The following is a 17,289-nucleotide window of genomic DNA, read 5'->3' as shown; positions in this document are numbered from 1 at the left end:
GACGGCATGGTGATCGAGGTGCGGCCCGCGACGCAGTTCGCCGACGTGCGCACGATGGTGGGGCCCAAGCGGCCCGACGCGAACGTGTGCTGGTGCCTGAGCTACCGCCTGCCCTCGAAGGAGAACGTCGCGCTCGTCGGTCCCGACCGCGGCGCGCTCGTCGAGGAGCTGTGCCGCCAGGACCCGCCCCCCGGCGTGCTCGCGTACGACGGGGACGAGGTCGTCGGCTGGGCTGCCGTGCACCCGCGCGCCGACACGGCCTTCGCCCGCAACCGCAAGATCCCGCACGTCGACGACCTCGACGTGTGGTCGGTGTGGTGCGTGCGGGTGCGCCCGGGCCACCGCGGGGCGGGCGTCTCGCACCACCTGCTGCGGGGCGCGGTCGCCTTCGCCCGCGAGCACGGCGCACCGGCCGTCGAGGGGTACCCGCTCGACAACCAGAGGAAGAAGATCGACCTGACCATGGCCTACGCGGGCACCAAGAAGCTCTTCGAGGACGCCGGGTTCACGCAGGCTGCGACGACCGGCTCGGTGCTCAACGGGTTCCCTCGCGTGCTCATGCGGCTCGACCTGCGCTGACCCCGCGGGGCACGGTCTCACCACCCGCCGCGGTGCACCACGTCCTCGAGCGGTCGGCGCGGGCGTCGCGTCGGAGAACCCACCGACGCCGTAGCGCCGACCCCAGGTCCCCTCGCGCCCTCCCGAGGGGCCGGGTCCGCCGCATGCCCGACGGCGACGACCCCGGTCACCAGGAACTCGTCCGGCACCCCGAACGCCTCCCGCAACGCCTCGACCTGCCCTGGCGGCACCCCGAAGAAGCACGCGCCGAGTCCCTCGTCGACCGCGGTCTGGAGCATGAGCAGCGACGCCATGCCCGCGTCGACGTGCCAGTACGGGACGTCCCACGGGGAGTCGCCCTCGCCCGTGGCCTGCGCCGCCGCACGGACCTTGTCGTCCTCGGCGTACCGCCGTAGGTACGCCTCGCGCGACGTCAGGACCACGACGACCACGGGGGCCGTCCGCATCCCGGCGAGCCACCGGCTCTCCTTCGCGGCGCCGCCAGGGGCCGCGTCCCCCTCGCCGCCCGCACCCCCGGCGGAACCACCCCCGCCCGGCTCCCCCACCGCGCGGGGCGAGGTCGCGGACCAGAAGCGCGCGACGCCGTCGGGCGTGTCGAGGACGACGAACGCCCAGCCCTGCGTGAAGCCCGCGTTGGGTGCGCGGACCGCGTTGCGCAGCAGGCGGTCTACGGACCGGGGATCGACGGGCCCGTCCGTGAAGCGTCGGACCATGCGGCGGCGGCGGACGACGTCCTGGAACTCCATGCCGACCATGCTGCCAGCCCGCGGCCACGCCGAGCACGCGGCCGAGCGTCCGGACGCCCCGCTCCCCGCGCGCCACCGCTCGCCCGGTGCCACGATGCGTGAGTCGCGCCGTCGGCCACGACCCGGCACCACCCCGTCGCAGGAAGGCCACGCACGTGAGCGAAGAACGCAGGACGCCCGGCGCGGGGACCATCACGGTCGCCGCGCTCGCCGTCATGAACATCGTCGCGGTCGTGAGCCTGCGCGGGCTCCCCGCAGAGGCCGAGTACGGGCTCGCCTCGACGTTCTACTACCTGTTCGCGGCGCTGTTCTTCCTCGCCCCGGTGGGGCTCGTGGCTGCCGAGCTCGCGACGGGCTGGCCCGAGGAGGGCGGCATGTTCCGGTGGGTCGGCGAGGCGTTCGGGAGCCGGTGGGGGTTCCTCGCGATCTTCATGGTGTTCATCGAGGGCTGCATCTGGTTCCCCACGATCCTCACGTTCGCCGCCGTGACGCTCGCGTACACGGGGGACGCAGCGAGCGCCCCTCGGCTGTCGGGCGACAAGGTGTTCGTGCTCGCGGTCGTGCTCGCGGTGTTCTGGCTCGCGACGCTCATCGCGCTGCGGGGCGTGAAGTCGTTCTCCCAGGTCGCGAAGTGGGGTGGGATCGTGGGGACGCTCGTGCCGGCCGCGGTCCTCATCGGGCTGGCCGCCGCATACCTCGCGGCGGGCAACCCGTCGCAGGTCGAGCTCTCGTGGGGCGCGTTCGTGCCGGACCTGTCGAAGGTGTCGAACATCGTGCTCGCGGCGAGCATCTTCCTGTTCTACGCGGGCATGGAGATGAACGCGGTGCACGTGCGGTCGATCAAGAACCCGATCCGCAACTACCCGGTCGCGATCCTCGTGGCCGCGCTGGGGGCCGTCGTCGTGCTCGTCCTGGGGACGCTCGCCATCGCCGTGGTCATCCCGACGGGGCAGATCGACCTGACGCAGAGCCTGCTCACGGCCTACCACCTGCTGCTCACCTGGGCGGGGGTCGGGTGGGCGGCGCCGTACCTGGCCGCGATGCTGGCCGTGGGCGTGCTCGCGGGCATCGTGACCTGGGTCGCGGGCCCGGCGACGGGTCTGCTGTCCGTGGCGCGCGCGGGCTACCTGCCACGCTGGTTGCACCGGACGAACCGGGCGGGCATGCCCTCGCGCATCCTGCTGGTCCAGGCCGCGGTCGTCACGGTCCTGTCGGTCCTGTTCGTGGTCCTGCCGTCGGTCCAGGCCGCGTACCAGCTCCTGAGCCAGCTCACGGTGATCCTGTACCTGGTCGCGTACGTGCTCATGTTCGCGGCGGTCATCGCCCTGCGGTACTCCCAGCCCGCCCGACCGCGCCGCTACCACGTGCCCGGCGGCATCGTGGGCGTGTGGGTCATCGGCGGGTGCGGCCTGCTCGCGGCGGCGCTCGCGCTCGTGGTGAGCTTCGTGCCGCCCGCGCAGGTCGAGGTGGGCAGCCCGACGACGTACGTGGGTCTGCTCGTCGGCCTCAGCGTGGTCTTCGTGGCGCTGCCGTTCTGGGCGTACGCCGCGCGCCGGGCGTCGTGGCGCGACGAGACGCTCGACTTCGCGCCGTTCACGTGGCAGGTCGGTGCCCAGGAGTCGGAGATCCGGGGCGCGGGGGCGCAGGCCGCGCCCCCCGAGGCGCCGGCCTAGAGCCGCTCGGCGAGCAGCTCGACGAGCGCCTTGCCCTGCACGCCGCCGAGCTGGTCGGCCTGGGTGCGGCACGAGAACCCGTCGGCGAGGAAGATGTCGTTCGGGCCGGCCTTGCGCAGCGCGGGCAGGAGCGCGTTCTCCGCGACCGCCACCGACACGTCGTAGTGGCCCTTCTCCATGCCGAAGTTCCCGGCGAGGCCGCAGCATCCGGCGAGCGTGTCGATCGTGGCGCCGGCCCCGCGCAGCAGCTTCTCGTCGGCCGCGAAGCCCATGACGGAGTGCTGGTGGCAGTGCGGCTGGACGACGGCCGTGACGTCGGACAGGTCGGGGACCTGCCAGGTCTCGGGTGCGGGGCGTGTCTCGGGGCGCGTGAGGAGCTCGGCGACCGTGTGGGTCGCGCCCGCGACGGCCTTGGCGCGCGGGTCGTCGGGGAAGAGGTCGAGCAGGTCGGAGCGCAGCACCGCGGTGCACGACGGCTCGAGCCCGACGATCGGGATCCCGTTGACCGCGAAAGGTCCCAGGACCTGGAGCAGGTTCTCGAGGCGCTTGCGGGCGCCGTCGAGCTGGCCCGTGCTGATCCAGGTCAGGCCGCAGCAGGCCTGCTGGTCGGGCACGATCACGTCGTAGCCCGCGGCGTCGAGCACCGTGACCGCGGACTGCGGCACCGAGGGCGCGAGCGCGTCGCTGAACGAGTCGGTCCACAGCACGACCTGCGGCCGCTTGCCCGCCTTGGGCCGACCGGGCGTCTGCCCGACGGCGAGCCCCGGCACCCCGTTCGTCGCACCTCCGCGCTTCCACCAGGTGCGGAACGGGACCTCGGCGAACTTCGGCACCTCGCGGCGCGGGTCCATGCCGCCGAGCGAGAGCACGAGCTTCGCGAGCGGCCGGATGCCGAGGACCGCGTTGACGAGCCGCGGCATCATGCCCGCGAGGCGCGCCCAGCGCGGCAGCCAGCCCAGCGCGTAGTGGTTCATGGGACGCAGCTTGCCCTGGTAGGTGCGGTGCAGGACCTCGGCCTTGTACTGAGCCATGTCGACGCCCGCCGGGCAGTCGGCCGAGCACGCCTTGCACGACAGGCACAGGTCGAGCGAGTCGCGCACCTCGGGCGACGTGAGGCCGCCCACGAGCGTGCCGTTGATCGCGTCCTGGAGCACGCGCGCCCGTCCGCGCGTGACGTCCTTCTCGTCCTTGGTCGCCTGGTAGGACGGGCACATGAACCCGCCCGACGCCGACGAGTCCGCGCGGCACTTGCCGACGCCGACGCAGCGGTGCACGGCCTGGGTCATGTCGCCGTGGTCGTGGCCGAACGAGAAGCCGCCCTTGGTCGGCAGCACGGGCAGCGCCTTGGGCCGGCGCAGGTCTGCGTCGACCGCGTTGGGTCGCACGATCACCCCGGGGTTGAGCACGTCCTGCGGGTCGAACAGCGCCTTGACCTGCTCGAACAGCGAGATGGCCTCGGGCGAGTACATGACGGGCAGCAGCTCCGAGCGTGCGCGGCCGTCGCCGTGCTCACCGGACAGCGAGCCGCCGTACTTGGCCACGAGCTCGGCGGCCTCTGTCATGAAGGTCCGCAGCACCGAGCCCGACGTCTCGAGCGGGATGTCGATGCGCAGGTGCACGCACCCGTCGCCGAAGTGCCCGTACGGCAGGCCGTCGACGCCGTAGCGCGCCATGAGCGCGTCGAGGTCGCGCAGGTAGGCGCCCAGCTTCTCGGGCGGGACCGCGGAGTCCTCCCAGCCCGGCCACGCCTGCTCCCCCGCCGGCGTGCGCCCGGCCAGCCCGGCGCCGTCGGCCCGGATCTGCCACATGGCCGTGGCGTCAGGACCTGCGGGCAGGATGCGTGTGGACGTCGACGCGGAGGCCGCGACGATGGCCTCGGCGTTCGCGTACGCCTCCTCGGGGGTCGCTCCCCCGACCTCGACCATCATCCAGCCACCGCCCGGCGGCAGCTCGGGGACCGAGCCCGCACCCTTGGCGCGGCGCACCACGTCGACGAGGCGGGCGTCGAGGCCCTCGACCGCGAGCGGGCCCAGCGAGAGGAGGGCGGGGACGTCGTCGGCCGCGGTGGGCATGTCCTCGTAGGCGAGGACGACGAGCGTGGGCGCGCTCGGCATCGGGACCAGGGCGACCGTGGCCTCGAGGATCGTGACGAGGGTGCCCTCGGAGCCCACGAGGAACTTCGCGAGGTCCGAGCCGTTCTCCGGCAGCAGGTGCTCGACCGAGTACCCGGAGACCTGCCGCCCGAACCGCCCGAACTCGGTGCGGATGAGCGCCAGGTTGTCCTTGACGAGCTGCGCGAGGCCGGGGACCGCCGCGAACGTCGGGTCGCCCTTGCCCGCGGTGAATCGCCGGCCCGTGCCGTCGACCACGTCGAGCTCGACCACGTTGTCCGCGGTGCGCCCGTAGGCGACCGCGTGCGGACCGCACGCGTTGTTGCCGATCATGCCGCCGAGCGTCGCGCGGTTCTGCGTCGAGGGGTCGGGGCCGAAGCGCAGGCCGTGCGGGGCCGCGGCCTTCTGCAGCGTCGACATGACGACACCCGGCTCGATGCGGGCCGTGCGGGCCTCCGGGTCGACCGACAGGACCCGGTTGACGTGCCGCGAGAAGTCGATCACGACGCCCGGGCCGATCGAGTTGCCCGCGACCGACGTGCCCGCGCCGCGCGCCGTGAGCGGCACGCCCAGCTCGCGCGTCACCTCGAGCGCCGCCACGACGTCCTCGGTCGAGACCGGGAAGACCACCATCTCGGGGACGACGCGGTAGTTCGACGCGTCGGTCGAGTACTCGGCCCGGCGACGCGTCGAGGAGTCGACGATGCCGCGCGTCGTGGTGCGCAGCGCTGCGGCGACCGCCTCGCGCGCCGCGTCCGCGGCACGCTCGGCCTCGCTGAGGGCCGCAGACCGCGCGGCCTCCTCGGCGGCGGCCGCCTTCGCGGCGTGCTGGGCGTCCGCCTCCGTGCGCTCGGGCGGGACGGGGGCTCCTGCGGCGTCGGGTTCAGCAGTCACGTCGGCGATTCTCCCACCACTCCCCGGGGCCACGGACGCGCGTCCGGGGAGTGTCCCGGATCGGGGGTTGCGCGGGGGACGGGTCGGCAGCGTGCCCGACGGCGGCGCGCGGTTCACCGCCCGGCGCCGGGCGGCGGAGCGGACGGAAGGTCCCCGGACCCACCCTCGCCACGTGCGGGCCAGCACTCGGTGGTGCGCTGTGCCGGGTGCGCGGTGCACATGTGCGCCGTGCTGGGCTGCACCGTGCCAGGGGTGCCCCTGTACGAGCCTGCCCACCGGCTCCTGGAGTTGCCCTGCCCGGGCCGGGTCGTGCTCGCTCCCGCTCGTGGCTACCGACTTCCGTCCGCTCCGGTCGCAACGGTACTGCGGGTCGGCCCGCGCACCGAGCCCGAGGGCGGAGCACGGGCGACCGGCGGGACCTAGCGCCTCGTCTCGTACCTGGTCTGGAGCACACCGCCGGGAAACGTCCGGGTCTCCACCAGGTCCAGCTTCACCCAGGTGTCCAGGGACGGGAAGAACGGCGTGCCGCCGCCCACCAGGACCGGGTGGGTGACGATCACGTACTCGTCGATCAGCCCGGCCCGCATCACCGACGCGGCGAGGGCGGCGCCGCCGACGTCCAGCGGGCCGTCGTCCTCGGCCTTGAGACGGGCGATCTCGGCGACGGCGTCGCCGGTGACCAGGCGGGCGTTCCAGTCGACCGCGCTGATCGTCGAGGAGAACACCACCTTCGGCATGTCCCGCCAGCGGCGGGCGAACTCGGCGTGCGCCGGTGTGACGCCGGGCTCCTGGTCGGCGGTCGACCAGTGGGGGCTCATCGCCTCCCACAGGCCGCGACCGTACAACGCCGTGCCCGTCGCCCCCACCCGGTCGGACCACCACTGGAACAGCTCGTCGCTCGGCACGCTCCAGCCGAGGTCGCCGCCGGGCGCGGCGACGTATCCGTCCAGGCTCATGCTCATGGCAAACGTCAGCTTCCCCATGGTGTCGTCCTTCCGGCTGTCGGTGTTCGGTGTACTACAGACGGCCGCAGTGGCGCGAAGTCATCGACGAGGACCTGTGCGACCCCGCGCGCGGGGCCTCAGCCCACGCCGTCACCCTCGACGTCAGCCGTCCAGTTGACCTGCTGGATGCGGGTGTCGAGCTCACGCAGCGCACGCGCCAGGTCGTCGGCCTCGGCCCGCGTCGCGGGCACGTCCACTCCCGACACGTACCGCAGCTCGGTGCGCGTGAAACGGTCCTGGGAGGCCGATGCGGCGTCGGCGAGGTCGCTCCGCAGACGGTGCCGCAGGCGCAGCACGTCGCGACGCGCGAGCGCGGCCGTCATGGTCAGGCCAGGCTCGACCTCGGTCGCGAGGTTCGCCGCGTTGATGCGCCCGATCAAGGACTCGAGCTGCGCCGCGGTGCGCTCGTGCTCGGCGAGCAGCGCGACCGGGTCCTCGGCCGGGAGGTCGCCCTCCTGGTGGCGGGCGTTCGCGATCGCCCTGCTCGCCAGCTGGGCGAGCCGGCGCTGGAGGTCGGCGCGCTGCGCGAGGGCCTCGGCGAGCTTCATCGTTGATCGACTCCTGGTGCTGGGACGGTACGGACTTCCGGTCCGAACCTATCCCGGTCCGGCGAACCCGTCGCAGGATCGCCGAACCGGCCTAGAGCACCAGCTCCGGCTGCAACCTCGTCGGGCTCCACACCCGCTGCCGGTACGCGGCGAACGTCGTGGCCGCGAGCGCGACCGCGAGGACCACGAGGAGCACCCCCACGTCCCGCGCGACGGTCGCGAGGTCCCCGCCGTAGAGGAGCTGCCGGAGCCCCTCGACCGTGTAGGACATGGGCAGGAAGCGGTGCAGCGCGCGCAACGGCTCGGGGATCGTCTGCCACGGGAACGTCCCGCCCGCGGTCACGAGCTGGACGAGCATGAGCACGAGCCCCAGGAACTGCCCCACCGCCCCGAGGTACACGTTGAGCGCCTGGAGGATCGCGACGAACGTCGCCGACGCGAGCACGAGGAGCACTGCGGTCCCCACGGCGTACACGGGGTCGATGTCGAGCGCGAACTTCACGACCGTGAACATGAGCGCGACCTGGGCCACGCCGATCACGGCCGGCGGGAGCCAGCCGCCGAGCGCGGTCTGCCACGCGGGACGCCCCGCCGCGAGCGACCGGTTCGACAGGGGCCGCACGAGCAGGAACAGCACGTACGCCCCGATCCACGCCGCGAGCGACATGAAGAACGGCGCGAGCCCGGCCCCGTACGTGCCCGCGTTCGCGATCGTGTCCTTCTTCACCGCGACCGGGTTGCCGAGCGTCTTCGCCGTCTCCTCCTGCGTCTGCTCGTCGACGTCGGGGATGCGCCCCAGTCCCGCCGCGAGGCCGTCGTAGAGCTCGGTCGTGCCGGACTGGAGCTGGGCCGTCCCGTCGCGCAGGGTCACGCTCGACGACGCGAGCTCGGCTGCGCCGTCGGACACCTGCGCCGTGCCCGAGGCGAGTGCGCCCGCGCCGCTCGCGAGCGTGCCCGCCCCGTCCTCGAGCTCTGCCGCGCCCGACGCGAGCCGGTCCCCGCCCGACGCCGCGGTCGCGATGCCCTGCGTGAGGGCGGGTGTGGCTCCCGCGAGCGTCGCCGCCCCGGCCGCGACCTGCGCCGAGCCCGCGCTGAGCTCGCCCAGCTTCCCGGCGGCCCCCTCGACGGTGGCGGCGGCGTCCTCGACCGCGGGCGTGATGTCGGTGATGACCTGGCTGACGACGGGCTGGATCTGGTCGGCCTGGGCCTGCGTGAGCGTCCCGTCCGCGACGAGCTGGTCGAGCAGCGCCTGGACGTCGGCGTCGGCGTTCGCGAGCTGCCCGACGACGTCTCTCGCCGCCGTTGCCGCCTGCTGCCCGTAGCCCGCGACCTGGGCGTTGCCGTCCGCGACCTGCTGCGCGCCGTCGGCCAGCTCCTGGGTCTGCGCCGGGAGGTTCGCGGTCCTGCTGCGCAGCGTGTCGAGGCCGTCCGACAGGGTGCCGGCGCCCGAGGCGAGCGTGCCGCTCGCGGTCGACAGCTCGTCGGCCCCGTCGGCGAGGCGGGCCGCACCGCTCGCGGCCTCGCTCGCCCCCGCCGCGAGCCGGGCCGTGCCATCCACGAGCTGCACGGTCCCGTCGGAGAGCTGCGTGGCACCGTCGACCAGCTTCTGCGCACCCTCGACCCCGCTCGCGAGGTTGGTGTGGATCGAGGCGAACCCCTTGAGGAACGTGTCGGCGGCCTCGGTGCCCACCTGCTCGGCGATCGCGTCACGGACCTTGCCCACGATGGTGTCCGCGATGGTCGCGGCGAGGTAGTTGTTGGCGTCGTTGGTGATGAGCACCAGGCTCGCCTGCTGCGGCTCGAACCTTCCCGACGAGGCCAGGTCCTCCGAGAACGTCGGACCGATGACGAGGGCGGCGTCGAAGCGTCCCGACCGCACCCCGGCCTCGGCGTCCGCCTGTGTCGTCTCGACCCAGCCGAACCCGCCGTCACCGTCGACGAGTTGCTTCGCGACCTCGTCGCCGAAGTTCTTCTCGGTCGAGGTGCCGTCGACCGCGTCCTCGACGGTCGTGCCGCGGTCCTGGACGACGAGCGCCGCCGGGACCTCGGCGAGCTTGTCGTACGGGTTCTCGTTCGCGAACAGGTACAGCCCCGAGTACAGCGTGGGGATCACGATCATCGCGAGGATCGCGAGCTTGGGCAGGGTCCCGGCGCTGATGCGCCGGAGCTCGGAGATCCCGAGGCGGATCGCGGTCATCGGTCGGCCTCCTCGTCGGTGTCGGGCTCCGGTGCGGCGGGTGGGGCGTCAGGTGGGTCGGGGACCGGTTCGGGAGCCCGTTCGGGGACCGGTTCGGGGACCACAGCCTGGTGGCGTCCGGGCTCTGCCCGGTCGAAGAGCGTGGTCGGGTCGGTCGTCTCGACGGGCTCCGGTGGTCCGACGGTCCCGTCCTGGTCGCCCTGCCGCGCGTCCGGTACCACCGCCGGCTCGGGCCGCGTCCGCAGGGCCTCGACCGGCGCCGCACGGAGCGCGTCGTCGCCGCGCGCTGGCGGCAGGTCGGCACCGAGGTCGCGGGCCGAGGAGCGCGTGCACTGGACGAGCACGCCGTAGCCGAGCGCCGCGAGGGACTCCGCGACGGCCCACCAGCCCGAGGGTTCCCCCCGGTGCCGGTCGGGCAGGGTCAGGACGAGGAACCGCACGTCCTTGCGCTCGGACGCGAGGGACGACAGGAGGGCGGTGCGCAGCGTGCCGTGCAGCTCGTCGACGCGGTCGCCGCGGCGGTCCAGCAGGTCGTGCGCGTCGAGCCACTTCGCGGCGCGGCCCGGCAGGGACCACTGGCCCGCGAGCGAGAGCTCCTCGGCGACGACGTCCCCGACCGTGAGCGCCTCGTCGGGCTCGGAGATCCCCGGGACGTCGACCACGGCCGTGACACGGCGCAGGTCCGCGGTCGCGGTCGTGGTGGTGCCGTCGTCGCCCACGAGCGTGACGGTCCCGGTGTACGGGGCGAGGCGGCCGGTCGCGACGAGCGCGAGCGCGGTGTGCCCGTGGCCCGGCTCGCCCGCGAGGAGGACGCACTCCCCCGCGGCGAGGGTCAGGGTGGTGGCTTCGAGCATCGGCGCCCGCCGACCCTCGACCTGGACGTCGTCCAACGCGATCTGCACCGTCGTGTCCTCTCGTGGCGGGCCTCCGCGCGGATGGGCCGCGACGGAGCCTCCGTCGATCTTCCGTTGGACCCCGCAGGAGCGCACCTTGTCCGGGTCGGGCGCAGCCCGGCGCCCCGCTCGTCCGGCGCGGCCGGAGGGCGAAGGTCCTTCGCCGCCCCGGCCGGGTCGGCGTCGGGTCGGTAGCCTGGGGAAACGGGCGTCGAGAGGAGACTTCATGCGTGTCGTGATCGTCGGGGCGAGCGGGAACGTCGGCTCGGCCCTGCTGCGCAGGCTCGTGGGTGACCCGGTGGTCACCTCGGTCGTCGGGGTCGCGAGCCGGGTGCCTCGCGCGGACGGTTCGAGCACCGTCGTGCCGCCGTTCGACGCCGCCGAGTGGGTCCGCTGCGACCTCACGGACCCGGAGCAGGTCGTGGCCTCGCGTCTCGCGGGCGCGTTCGTCGGTGCCGACGCCGTGGTCCACCTCGCGTGGGCGATCGACCCCGCGCACGACCGCGACGAGCTCGCGCGCGTCAACGTCGAGGGGACGAGGCGGGTCGCCGCCGCGGCGGCGCGGGCGGGCGTGGGGCACCTCGTGGTCGCGTCGTGCGCGAGCGCGTACTCGCCCGCCTTCGACGACGCGCCCCGCGACGAGTACTGGCCCACGGCGGGGATCGCCGGGTCGGTCTCGAGCGCGCAGAAGGCCGAGGTCGAGGGGTTCCTGGACCGCTTCGACGCCGAGCACCCCGGGATCGTGGTGACGCGCGTGCGCGCGCCCTTCACGTTCCAGCGCGACGCCGCGAGCGAGGTCTCGCGCCTGTTCTTCGGCAAGCTCCTGCCGGCGCCGCTGCGCCGCAAGGGTCACCTGCCCACGCTCGTGTGGCCGCGCGGCATGCGCCTGCAGGTGGTCCACGCCGACGACCTCGCGGACGCCTACCGCGAGATCCTCGTGGGTCGGCACCCGGGGACGTTCAACATCGCCTCGCAGGACGTCCTCACGGGTCCCGACGTCGCCGCGATCGTCGCGCAGGGACGGCTCCGGGAGGTGTCGCCCGGGTCTCTGCGGCGGGCGGTCGCGGTCGCCTGGACGGCCCGGTTGGTCCCGCTCGACCCGGGCTGGTTCGACGTCGCGCTCGCCGTACCGGTGCTCGACACGGCGCGCGCTCGACGGTTGCTGCGGTGGGCGCCGGTGCACGACGCCCACGCGACGGTCACCGAGGTCGTCGGTGGCCTGGTCGAGGGCGCGGGCACGCAGAGCCCACCGCTGCTGCCGTCCTAGGGTCGCCGGGACTCCTACGACTCCAGGGCCGCGTCCAGCGTGATCGTCGCGCCGGTCAGGGCCTTGGACACCGGGCACGTGGCCTTGGCGTTCTCGGCCGCCGCGAGGAACCCGGCCTCGTCGAGCCCGTCGACCTCGCCGTGGACCGTGAGCGCGACCGCCGAGATGCGCAGGCCGCCTGCCGGGTCCGGGGACAGCGTGACGTCGGCCTTGACCTCGAGCGCGATCGGCGTGCCACCCGCCTCGCCGATCACCCCCGAGAGCTGCATCGCGTAGCAGGAGGAGTGCGCTGCGCCGATGAGCTCCTCGGGGCTCGTGATCCCCTCGGCCTCGTCGGCCGTGCGGCGCGGAAAGCTGACGTCGAACGTGCCGGTCCCCGAGCTCGTGAGCTCGACCTGACCGGTGCCTTCCATGAGCGTGCCGTTCCACGCGGTGCGGGCGGTGCGGACTGCCATGATGTGGCTCCTTCGGGGTTGCGGGTACGAGACCCATTGCCGTTCACTACCCGTCGACCGTAACCCCGAGGTCGTGCGCCCGCAGCGGCGTCCCACGGTGCTCGGCGCTAGGGCGCGCCGACCTCCACCACGACCGGGAACCCGACCTCGGTCGCCAGCCGCTCGGCGAGCGTGAGCGGGTTGGACACCGCGCCGACCTGGACGACGATCGACGAGAGGTCGTCGCGCACGTAGACCGCGCGGACCTGTGGCCAGCGGTCGTTCCCGAGGAGCGACTCCGCGAGCGCCTGGAGCTCTCCCGGCAGCACGGGGAGCGGATCGACCCGGACCGCGACGTCGGGGTAGGCCTCGGCGACCGCGGCCAGCGCCTCCTGGGGCGGGTCGCCGTGCCACGCGAGGACGACCGTCCCGCTGCCCTCGAGCCGGACCGTGCCGAGACGCTCGTCGTCCGCCAGGCGCCCGCCGAGCAAGGACATCGCGCCCTCGGGCCCCGGGAGCCGCTCGGCGACCACCGACGCCTCGGAGAGCGGAACCACCGGGACTCCGCGCTCGCTCGGACCGGCGGGTCGGAGCGGGTCCAGCGCCCGGGGGACGCCTTCCTCGGGCCCGACGATCGTCAAGGTCGCCTCCACCAGCGGCGTCTCCTGCGGCGCGGGCGTCGCCGTGCACCCGGCCACGAGCGCACCGGCGGCCACCAGGCCCGCGAATCCTCGTCTCATCACGCATCCCCCCTCGCCGCGCACCCTAGCGAAGACCCCGGGCCCGGCGGAAGGGCGTTCGGGTGCCGTCGCGCACCGGGTGCCGGGCCCGCCGGGGCGCGCGCCCGCCGAAGCGGCGTGCCCGTCAGGGGGCGAGCACCACGGCCGTCCCGTACGCCACGATCTCCTGGTAACCGTTCCCGACCTCGTCGCTGTCGTAGCGCATCGCGAGGATCGCGTTGGCTCCCTGCGCGGTGGCCTCCTCGACCATGCGGGCGACGGCCTCGTCGCGCGACTGCTGGAGCTGCTTGGTGAGCCCCTTGAGCTCGCCGCCGACGATCGACTTGAGCCCCGCGCCGATCTGCGCGCCGACGTTGCGCGACCGGACGGTCAGGCCGGTCACCTCGCCGACGACCTGCTGCACGGTCCGGCCCGGGACATCGTTCATGGTGGAGACCAGCACGGTACGTCCTCCTCACGGCAGCGCACCGTGCGCGGCCACTCCTCACGGTAGGAGGACCTGGGGGACGGCGCCCGGCGTGCACGCGCCGACCCGGCGGGATGGAACGGTTCGTCCCATCCCGGCTGCTCCTCGGGTGCTCGGCAGCGAGCGGGCGTTGAATGGGAGGCATGACAGCCTCGGACACCCCTCTCGTCCCCGCGACTGCCGACCCGACGCCCTGGGCGCTCCCGCCGCAGGCCGTGCTCGCCGAGGTGGGGTCGAGCGAGGCGGGCCTCACGGCCGAGCAGGCGCGGACCCGGCTCGCCGAGGTCGGCCCCAACCGGTTGGCCCCGCCCGCGCGCACACCGTGGTGGCGCCGGGTGCTCTCCCAGTTCGACGACGTCCTCATCTACATCCTGCTCGTGTCCGCGGTGCTCAAGGCGATCGTGGGCGACTGGATCGACTTCACCGTGATCCTCGCGGTCGCGGTCATCAACGCGGCGATCGGGCTGATCCAGGAAGGGCGTGCCGAGAAGGCCCTCGACGGGATCCGGGGCATGCTCTCGGTCCACGCGCAGGTGCGCCGCGACGGCGCGTGGGCCCAGGTCGACGCCGACGACCTGGTGCCGGGCGACGTCGTGCGGGTGCGTTCGGGCGACCGCGTCCCCGCGGACCTGCGCCTGCTCTCGGGGGTCAACCTGCGCGTCGACGAGTCGGCCCTCACGGGCGAGTCCGTGCCCGCGGCCAAGTCGGTCGACGAGGTGCCCGCCGAGTCGGGGGTCGGCGACAGGTCGAGCATGCTGTTCTCGGGCACCCTGGTCTCCGCGGGCACGGGGACGGGCGTCGTGGTCGAGACGGGCGAGACGACCGAGATCGGCCGCATCCAGACCCTCATCTCCGAGGTCCCCTCGCTCGAGACCCCGCTGTCGCGCACGCTCGACGCGTTCGGGAAGAAGCTCGCGGTCCTCATCCTCGTCATGGCCGTGGTCATGGTCGTGATCGGCCGCGTGTTCCACGGGTTCGAGACCCCCGAGCTCGTGTCGGCAGCGATCGGCTTCGCTGTCGCGGCCGTCCCCGAGGGTCTGCCGGCCCTCGTGACGATCACGCTCGCCCTGGGCGTGCAGCAGATGGCCCGACGGCGGGCGATCACGCGCCGCCTGCCCGCCGTCGAGACGCTCGGATCGGTGACCACGATCTGCTCGGACAAGACCGGGACGCTGACCAAGAACGAGATGACGGCCCGCACGGTCCGCACGGCGGGTCACGAGTACGCGGTGACGGGGATCGGCTACGCGCCCGACGGCGAGGTCAGCCTCGACGGGTCGCCCGCCCCCCTCGCCGAGCACCCCGACCTGCGGCGTCTTGCCGAGGTGATGATGCTGTGCAACGACGCGCGCATCGTCCACGAGCCCACCGGCGAGGGCGACGGCTGGCGCCTCGTGGGCGAGCCGACCGAGGGCGCGCTGCGGACCCTGGGCCTCAAGGCGGGCCTCGACCCGGCCGGGTGGCGGCGCGTCGCGCTCGTCCCGTTCGAGTCCGAGAACAAGTACATGGCGACGCTCAGCGAGGACCCCGACGGTGGCCTCCACGTGCTCGTCAAGGGAGCCCCGGACCGGGTGCTCGACCGCTGCTCGACCCAGACCGGGCCCGACGGGCGTCCCGAGCCGCTCGACCACGACTTCTGGTCGGCCCAGATCGACGAGATCGGCGCGCAGGGCCTGCGCGTGCTGGCCGCGGCCCGCACGGCGGCGGACCCGGGACGCTCGACCCTGGACCCGCAGGACGTCGACGCAGGCCTCGAGCTGGTCGGCCTGGTCGGGATCGTCGACCCGCCGCGCCCCGAGGCCGTCGAGGCCATCGCGCAGTGCCAGGACGCCGGGATCACGGTCAAGATGATCACGGGCGACCACTCGGGCACCGCGCTCGCGATCGCCCGGGAGATGGGGATCGTCCGCGACGGGGCCGGGCCCGGACAGACCGGGGCCGCCGGGGCCGCCGGAGTCGCAGCCGCGGCCACCAAGGTCCTCACGGGGGCCGAGCTCGAGGCCATGAGCACCGAGGAGCTGCGCGCGGTCGTCCAGGACGTCGACGTCTACGCGCGCACCAGCCCCGAGCACAAGATCCGGATCGTCTCGGCGCTGCAGTCGCACGGGCAGGTCGTGGCGATGACGGGGGACGGCGTCAACGACGCCCCCGCGCTGACGCAGGCCGACGTGGGCGTCGCGATGGGCATCAAGGGCACCGAGGCCACCAAGGAGGCCGCCGAGGTCGTCCTCGCGGACGACAACTTCGCGACCATCGAGCGCGCGGTCGAGGAGGGCCGGCGCATCTACGACAACCTGCGCAAGTCCGTCCTGTTCCTGCTGCCGACGAACGGCGCGCAGTCGCTCGTGATCCTGGTCGCGGTGCTCCTGGGGTGGGCTCTGCCGCTCCAGCCCGTGCAGGTGCTGTGGATCAACATGGTCACGGCCGTGACGCTCTCGCTCGCGCTGGCCAACGAACGCGCCGAGCCCGACATCATGTCGCGCAAGCCTCGCGACGCCAAGGCCTCGATCCTCACCGCTGCCTACCTGCGTCGCGTCCTGCTCGTCTCGGTCCTCATCGGTGGAGCGACCATGGCCGTCTACTTCATCGAGCGCGACCAGGGCATGGGCGTGGCCGAGGCCCAGACGACGGCCGTGACGATGCTCGCGCTCGGCCAGCTCGCCTACCTGTTCAACTGCCGCTTCCTGGACCGCTCGTCGATCACGCCCGCGGTCCTGAAGGGCAACCGGGCGGTCTGGTACTCGGCGGGCTCGCTGCTCGCGCTCCAGGCCGTGTTCGTCTACGCGCCGTTCATGCACTCGTGGTTCGGCTCCGCGCCCATCGGGCTGCGCGAGTGGGGCATCACGCTCGGGCTCGCGGTCGTGGTCTTCCTGCTCGTCGAGACGGCCAAGGCGCTCGGCCGGGCCCGACAGCGCTGAGGCCCCCCACGCCGTCGGGCACGCCGCTCGAGGAGCGACGTGCCCGACGGCCGCGAGCGAGCAGGCGTCAGTCGATGCTGCCCGCGGGACGGAAGACGATCGACGAGGCGCGGTCGTTCATCGACCCGAGCGTGGCGCAGAAGGGGACGCAGTTCGTCGAGGTGCCCTTGACGTAGTTCTCGAGGTCGTAGAGGGTCGCCCAGCACTCGGCGTACGCGTTCAGCGAGCTGATGTTGTTGTTGAACAGGTAGTCCGACAGCCGGGGGAAGCCGTACGTGTTGCCGGTCCTGCACCCGGTGCCGCCGTTGCTCCAGAAGACCTTGTTGCCCCCGGTGTGGTTGGCCCCCTTGTACGCGACGCCCAGCATCATGGTCGCCCCCGGTGCCGCGGCGGTCGCGCTCGGGCCGGCGGCGCGGGACTGTGCCTGCGCCGCCTGGGCCGACTGCTCCTGGGCGAAGGCCTGCAGGGCCGCGGGCTCGCCGGCCTCGATCGCGGGGTCGGTCACGGGCACGCCCGTCGCGGCCTCGATGGCCTCGCCGAACGAGTCGAAGCACTCGACCGTGGGTGCGGGCGTGAAGGCGATGTCCTGCCCCGCCGGGGTGGGCTGGGCGATGACCGAGCAGACGTCCTCCTCGGCAGCGAACGACTTCGACGTGAGGTCGGGTCCGTCGGCGAGCGCGGGGGTCGCGCTCAGCGCCCCGACGACCAGGAGAGCCGCGGAGACGGCTGCGATGCGGGTCGAACGACGTGACATGGTGTGCTCCTTCACAGCGTGGGCCGAGCCGGCCGCTGCCCGCGGACGACGTCGACACGTGGGTG

The 17,289-nt window shown here is 73.6% G+C and carries 14 protein-coding genes; 4 read left to right on the top strand and 10 right to left on the bottom strand.

Annotated elements, in window-relative coordinates; translation table 11 throughout:
• The first annotated feature begins 6 nt into the window (after positions 1-6).
• A complete protein-coding gene (locus tag ACZDYF_RS00375; protein WP_475051560.1) occupies positions 7-579 on the top strand; it encodes a GNAT family N-acetyltransferase in 573 nt (190 codons plus the stop codon).
• Between the two features lie 17 nt (positions 580-596).
• Here the strand turns inward: ACZDYF_RS00375 and ACZDYF_RS00370 are convergent, their stop codons facing one another.
• On the bottom strand, positions 597-1,325 hold the full coding sequence (locus ACZDYF_RS00370; RefSeq protein ID WP_475051558.1) for a nitroreductase family protein: 729 nt from the start codon (positions 1,323-1,325) through the stop codon (positions 597-599).
• A gap of 155 nt (positions 1,326-1,480) precedes the next feature.
• Here ACZDYF_RS00370 and gadC point away from each other — a divergent pair, with 155 nt between their 5' ends.
• On the top strand, positions 1,481-2,998 hold the full coding sequence (gene gadC / locus ACZDYF_RS00365; RefSeq protein ID WP_475051555.1) for a glutamine/gamma-aminobutyrate antiporter GadC: 1,518 nt from the start codon (positions 1,481-1,483) through the stop codon (positions 2,996-2,998).
• Here gadC and ACZDYF_RS00360 read toward each other — a convergent pair.
• The 5 genes from ACZDYF_RS00360 to ACZDYF_RS00340 all read right to left on the bottom strand — a co-directional run bounded on the left by ACZDYF_RS00360 (position 2,995) and on the right by ACZDYF_RS00340 (position 10,654).
• The gene (locus ACZDYF_RS00360; RefSeq protein WP_475053137.1) at positions 2,995-5,835 is read right to left on the bottom strand and encodes an FAD-binding and (Fe-S)-binding domain-containing protein; all 2,841 of its coding nucleotides are present in this window, start codon (positions 5,833-5,835) and stop codon (positions 2,995-2,997) included. The genes gadC and ACZDYF_RS00360 overlap by 4 nt on opposite strands.
• A gap of 587 nt (positions 5,836-6,422) precedes the next feature.
• Entirely contained in the window at positions 6,423-6,986 is a 564-nt protein-coding gene (locus tag ACZDYF_RS00355) for a dihydrofolate reductase family protein (RefSeq protein ID WP_475051553.1), read from the bottom strand.
• Between the two features lie 98 nt (positions 6,987-7,084).
• Entirely contained in the window at positions 7,085-7,555 is a 471-nt protein-coding gene (locus tag ACZDYF_RS00350) for a DIP1984 family protein (RefSeq protein ID WP_191789583.1), read from the bottom strand.
• Positions 7,556-7,646: 91 nt separating this feature from the next.
• Complete coding sequence (locus ACZDYF_RS00345) at positions 7,647-9,752, bottom strand: YhgE/Pip family protein (RefSeq protein ID WP_475051550.1); 2,106 nt, start codon at positions 9,750-9,752, stop codon at positions 7,647-7,649.
• Positions 9,749-10,654, bottom strand: a complete 906-nt coding sequence (locus ACZDYF_RS00340) for an ATP-binding cassette domain-containing protein (RefSeq protein WP_475051546.1) — start codon at positions 10,652-10,654, stop codon at positions 9,749-9,751. Before ACZDYF_RS00340 ends, ACZDYF_RS00345 begins: the two co-directional genes overlap by 4 nt.
• Before the next feature lie 217 nt (positions 10,655-10,871).
• Between ACZDYF_RS00340 and ACZDYF_RS00335 the strand changes: the two genes are divergently transcribed.
• Complete coding sequence (locus ACZDYF_RS00335; protein ID WP_204809876.1) at positions 10,872-11,912, top strand: NAD-dependent epimerase/dehydratase family protein; 1,041 nt, start codon at positions 10,872-10,874, stop codon at positions 11,910-11,912.
• 14 nt (positions 11,913-11,926) lie between these two features.
• Here ACZDYF_RS00335 and ACZDYF_RS00330 read toward each other — a convergent pair whose 3' ends face one another.
• The 3 genes from ACZDYF_RS00330 to ACZDYF_RS00320 form a co-directional block, all read right to left on the bottom strand.
• Positions 11,927-12,367 (bottom strand): OsmC family peroxiredoxin, encoded by a 441-nt coding sequence (locus ACZDYF_RS00330; protein WP_475051543.1) that lies wholly within the window; start codon positions 12,365-12,367, stop codon positions 11,927-11,929.
• Positions 12,368-12,474: 107 nt separating this feature from the next.
• Positions 12,475-13,086, bottom strand: coding sequence for a hypothetical protein (locus tag ACZDYF_RS00325; protein ID WP_475051541.1), 612 nt, complete (start codon positions 13,084-13,086; stop codon positions 12,475-12,477).
• A 124-nt stretch (positions 13,087-13,210) separates the two neighbouring features.
• The gene (locus tag ACZDYF_RS00320) at positions 13,211-13,528 is read right to left on the bottom strand and encodes a YbjQ family protein (protein ID WP_030144034.1); all 318 of its coding nucleotides are present in this window, start codon (positions 13,526-13,528) and stop codon (positions 13,211-13,213) included.
• Between the two features lie 167 nt (positions 13,529-13,695).
• On the opposite strand from ACZDYF_RS00320, the gene ACZDYF_RS00315 reads away from it, so the two are divergent.
• Positions 13,696-16,470 (top strand): cation-translocating P-type ATPase, encoded by a 2,775-nt coding sequence (locus ACZDYF_RS00315; RefSeq protein ID WP_475051538.1) that lies wholly within the window; start codon positions 13,696-13,698, stop codon positions 16,468-16,470.
• A 67-nt stretch (positions 16,471-16,537) separates the two neighbouring features.
• Here ACZDYF_RS00315 and ACZDYF_RS00310 read toward each other — a convergent pair whose 3' ends face one another.
• Positions 16,538-17,224 (bottom strand): hypothetical protein, encoded by a 687-nt coding sequence (locus ACZDYF_RS00310; RefSeq protein WP_191789590.1) that lies wholly within the window; start codon positions 17,222-17,224, stop codon positions 16,538-16,540.
• Positions 17,225-17,289 lie beyond the last annotated feature (65 nt).

The organism is Oerskovia sp. PE-21s, from assembly GCF_056158145.1.
The sequence above is the reverse complement of the archived record's forward strand: the minus strand, read 5'-3'. Positions and strand labels throughout refer to the sequence as shown.

Excerpts from the sequence above, each read along its gene's own strand:
- ACZDYF_RS00375 (WP_475051560.1), top strand. The coding sequence starts at position 7 with ATGGTGATCGAGGTGCGGCCCGCGACGCAGTTCGCCGACGTGCGCACG.
- ACZDYF_RS00370 (WP_475051558.1), bottom strand. The coding sequence starts at position 1,325 with ATGGAGTTCCAGGACGTCGTCCGCCGCCGCCGCATGGTCCGACGCTTC.
- ACZDYF_RS00355 (WP_475051553.1), bottom strand. The coding sequence starts at position 6,986 with ATGGGGAAGCTGACGTTTGCCATGAGCATGAGCCTGGACGGATACGTC.
- ACZDYF_RS00350 (WP_191789583.1), bottom strand. The coding sequence starts at position 7,555 with ATGAAGCTCGCCGAGGCCCTCGCGCAGCGCGCCGACCTCCAGCGCCGG.
- ACZDYF_RS00345 (WP_475051550.1), bottom strand. The coding sequence starts at position 9,752 with ATGACCGCGATCCGCCTCGGGATCTCCGAGCTCCGGCGCATCAGCGCC.
- ACZDYF_RS00335 (WP_204809876.1), top strand. The coding sequence starts at position 10,872 with ATGCGTGTCGTGATCGTCGGGGCGAGCGGGAACGTCGGCTCGGCCCTG.
- ACZDYF_RS00330 (WP_475051543.1), bottom strand. The coding sequence starts at position 12,367 with ATGGCAGTCCGCACCGCCCGCACCGCGTGGAACGGCACGCTCATGGAA.
- ACZDYF_RS00325 (WP_475051541.1), bottom strand. The coding sequence starts at position 13,086 with ATGAGACGAGGATTCGCGGGCCTGGTGGCCGCCGGTGCGCTCGTGGCC.
- ACZDYF_RS00315 (WP_475051538.1), top strand. The coding sequence starts at position 13,696 with ATGACAGCCTCGGACACCCCTCTCGTCCCCGCGACTGCCGACCCGACG.
- ACZDYF_RS00310 (WP_191789590.1), bottom strand. The coding sequence starts at position 17,224 with ATGTCACGTCGTTCGACCCGCATCGCAGCCGTCTCCGCGGCTCTCCTG.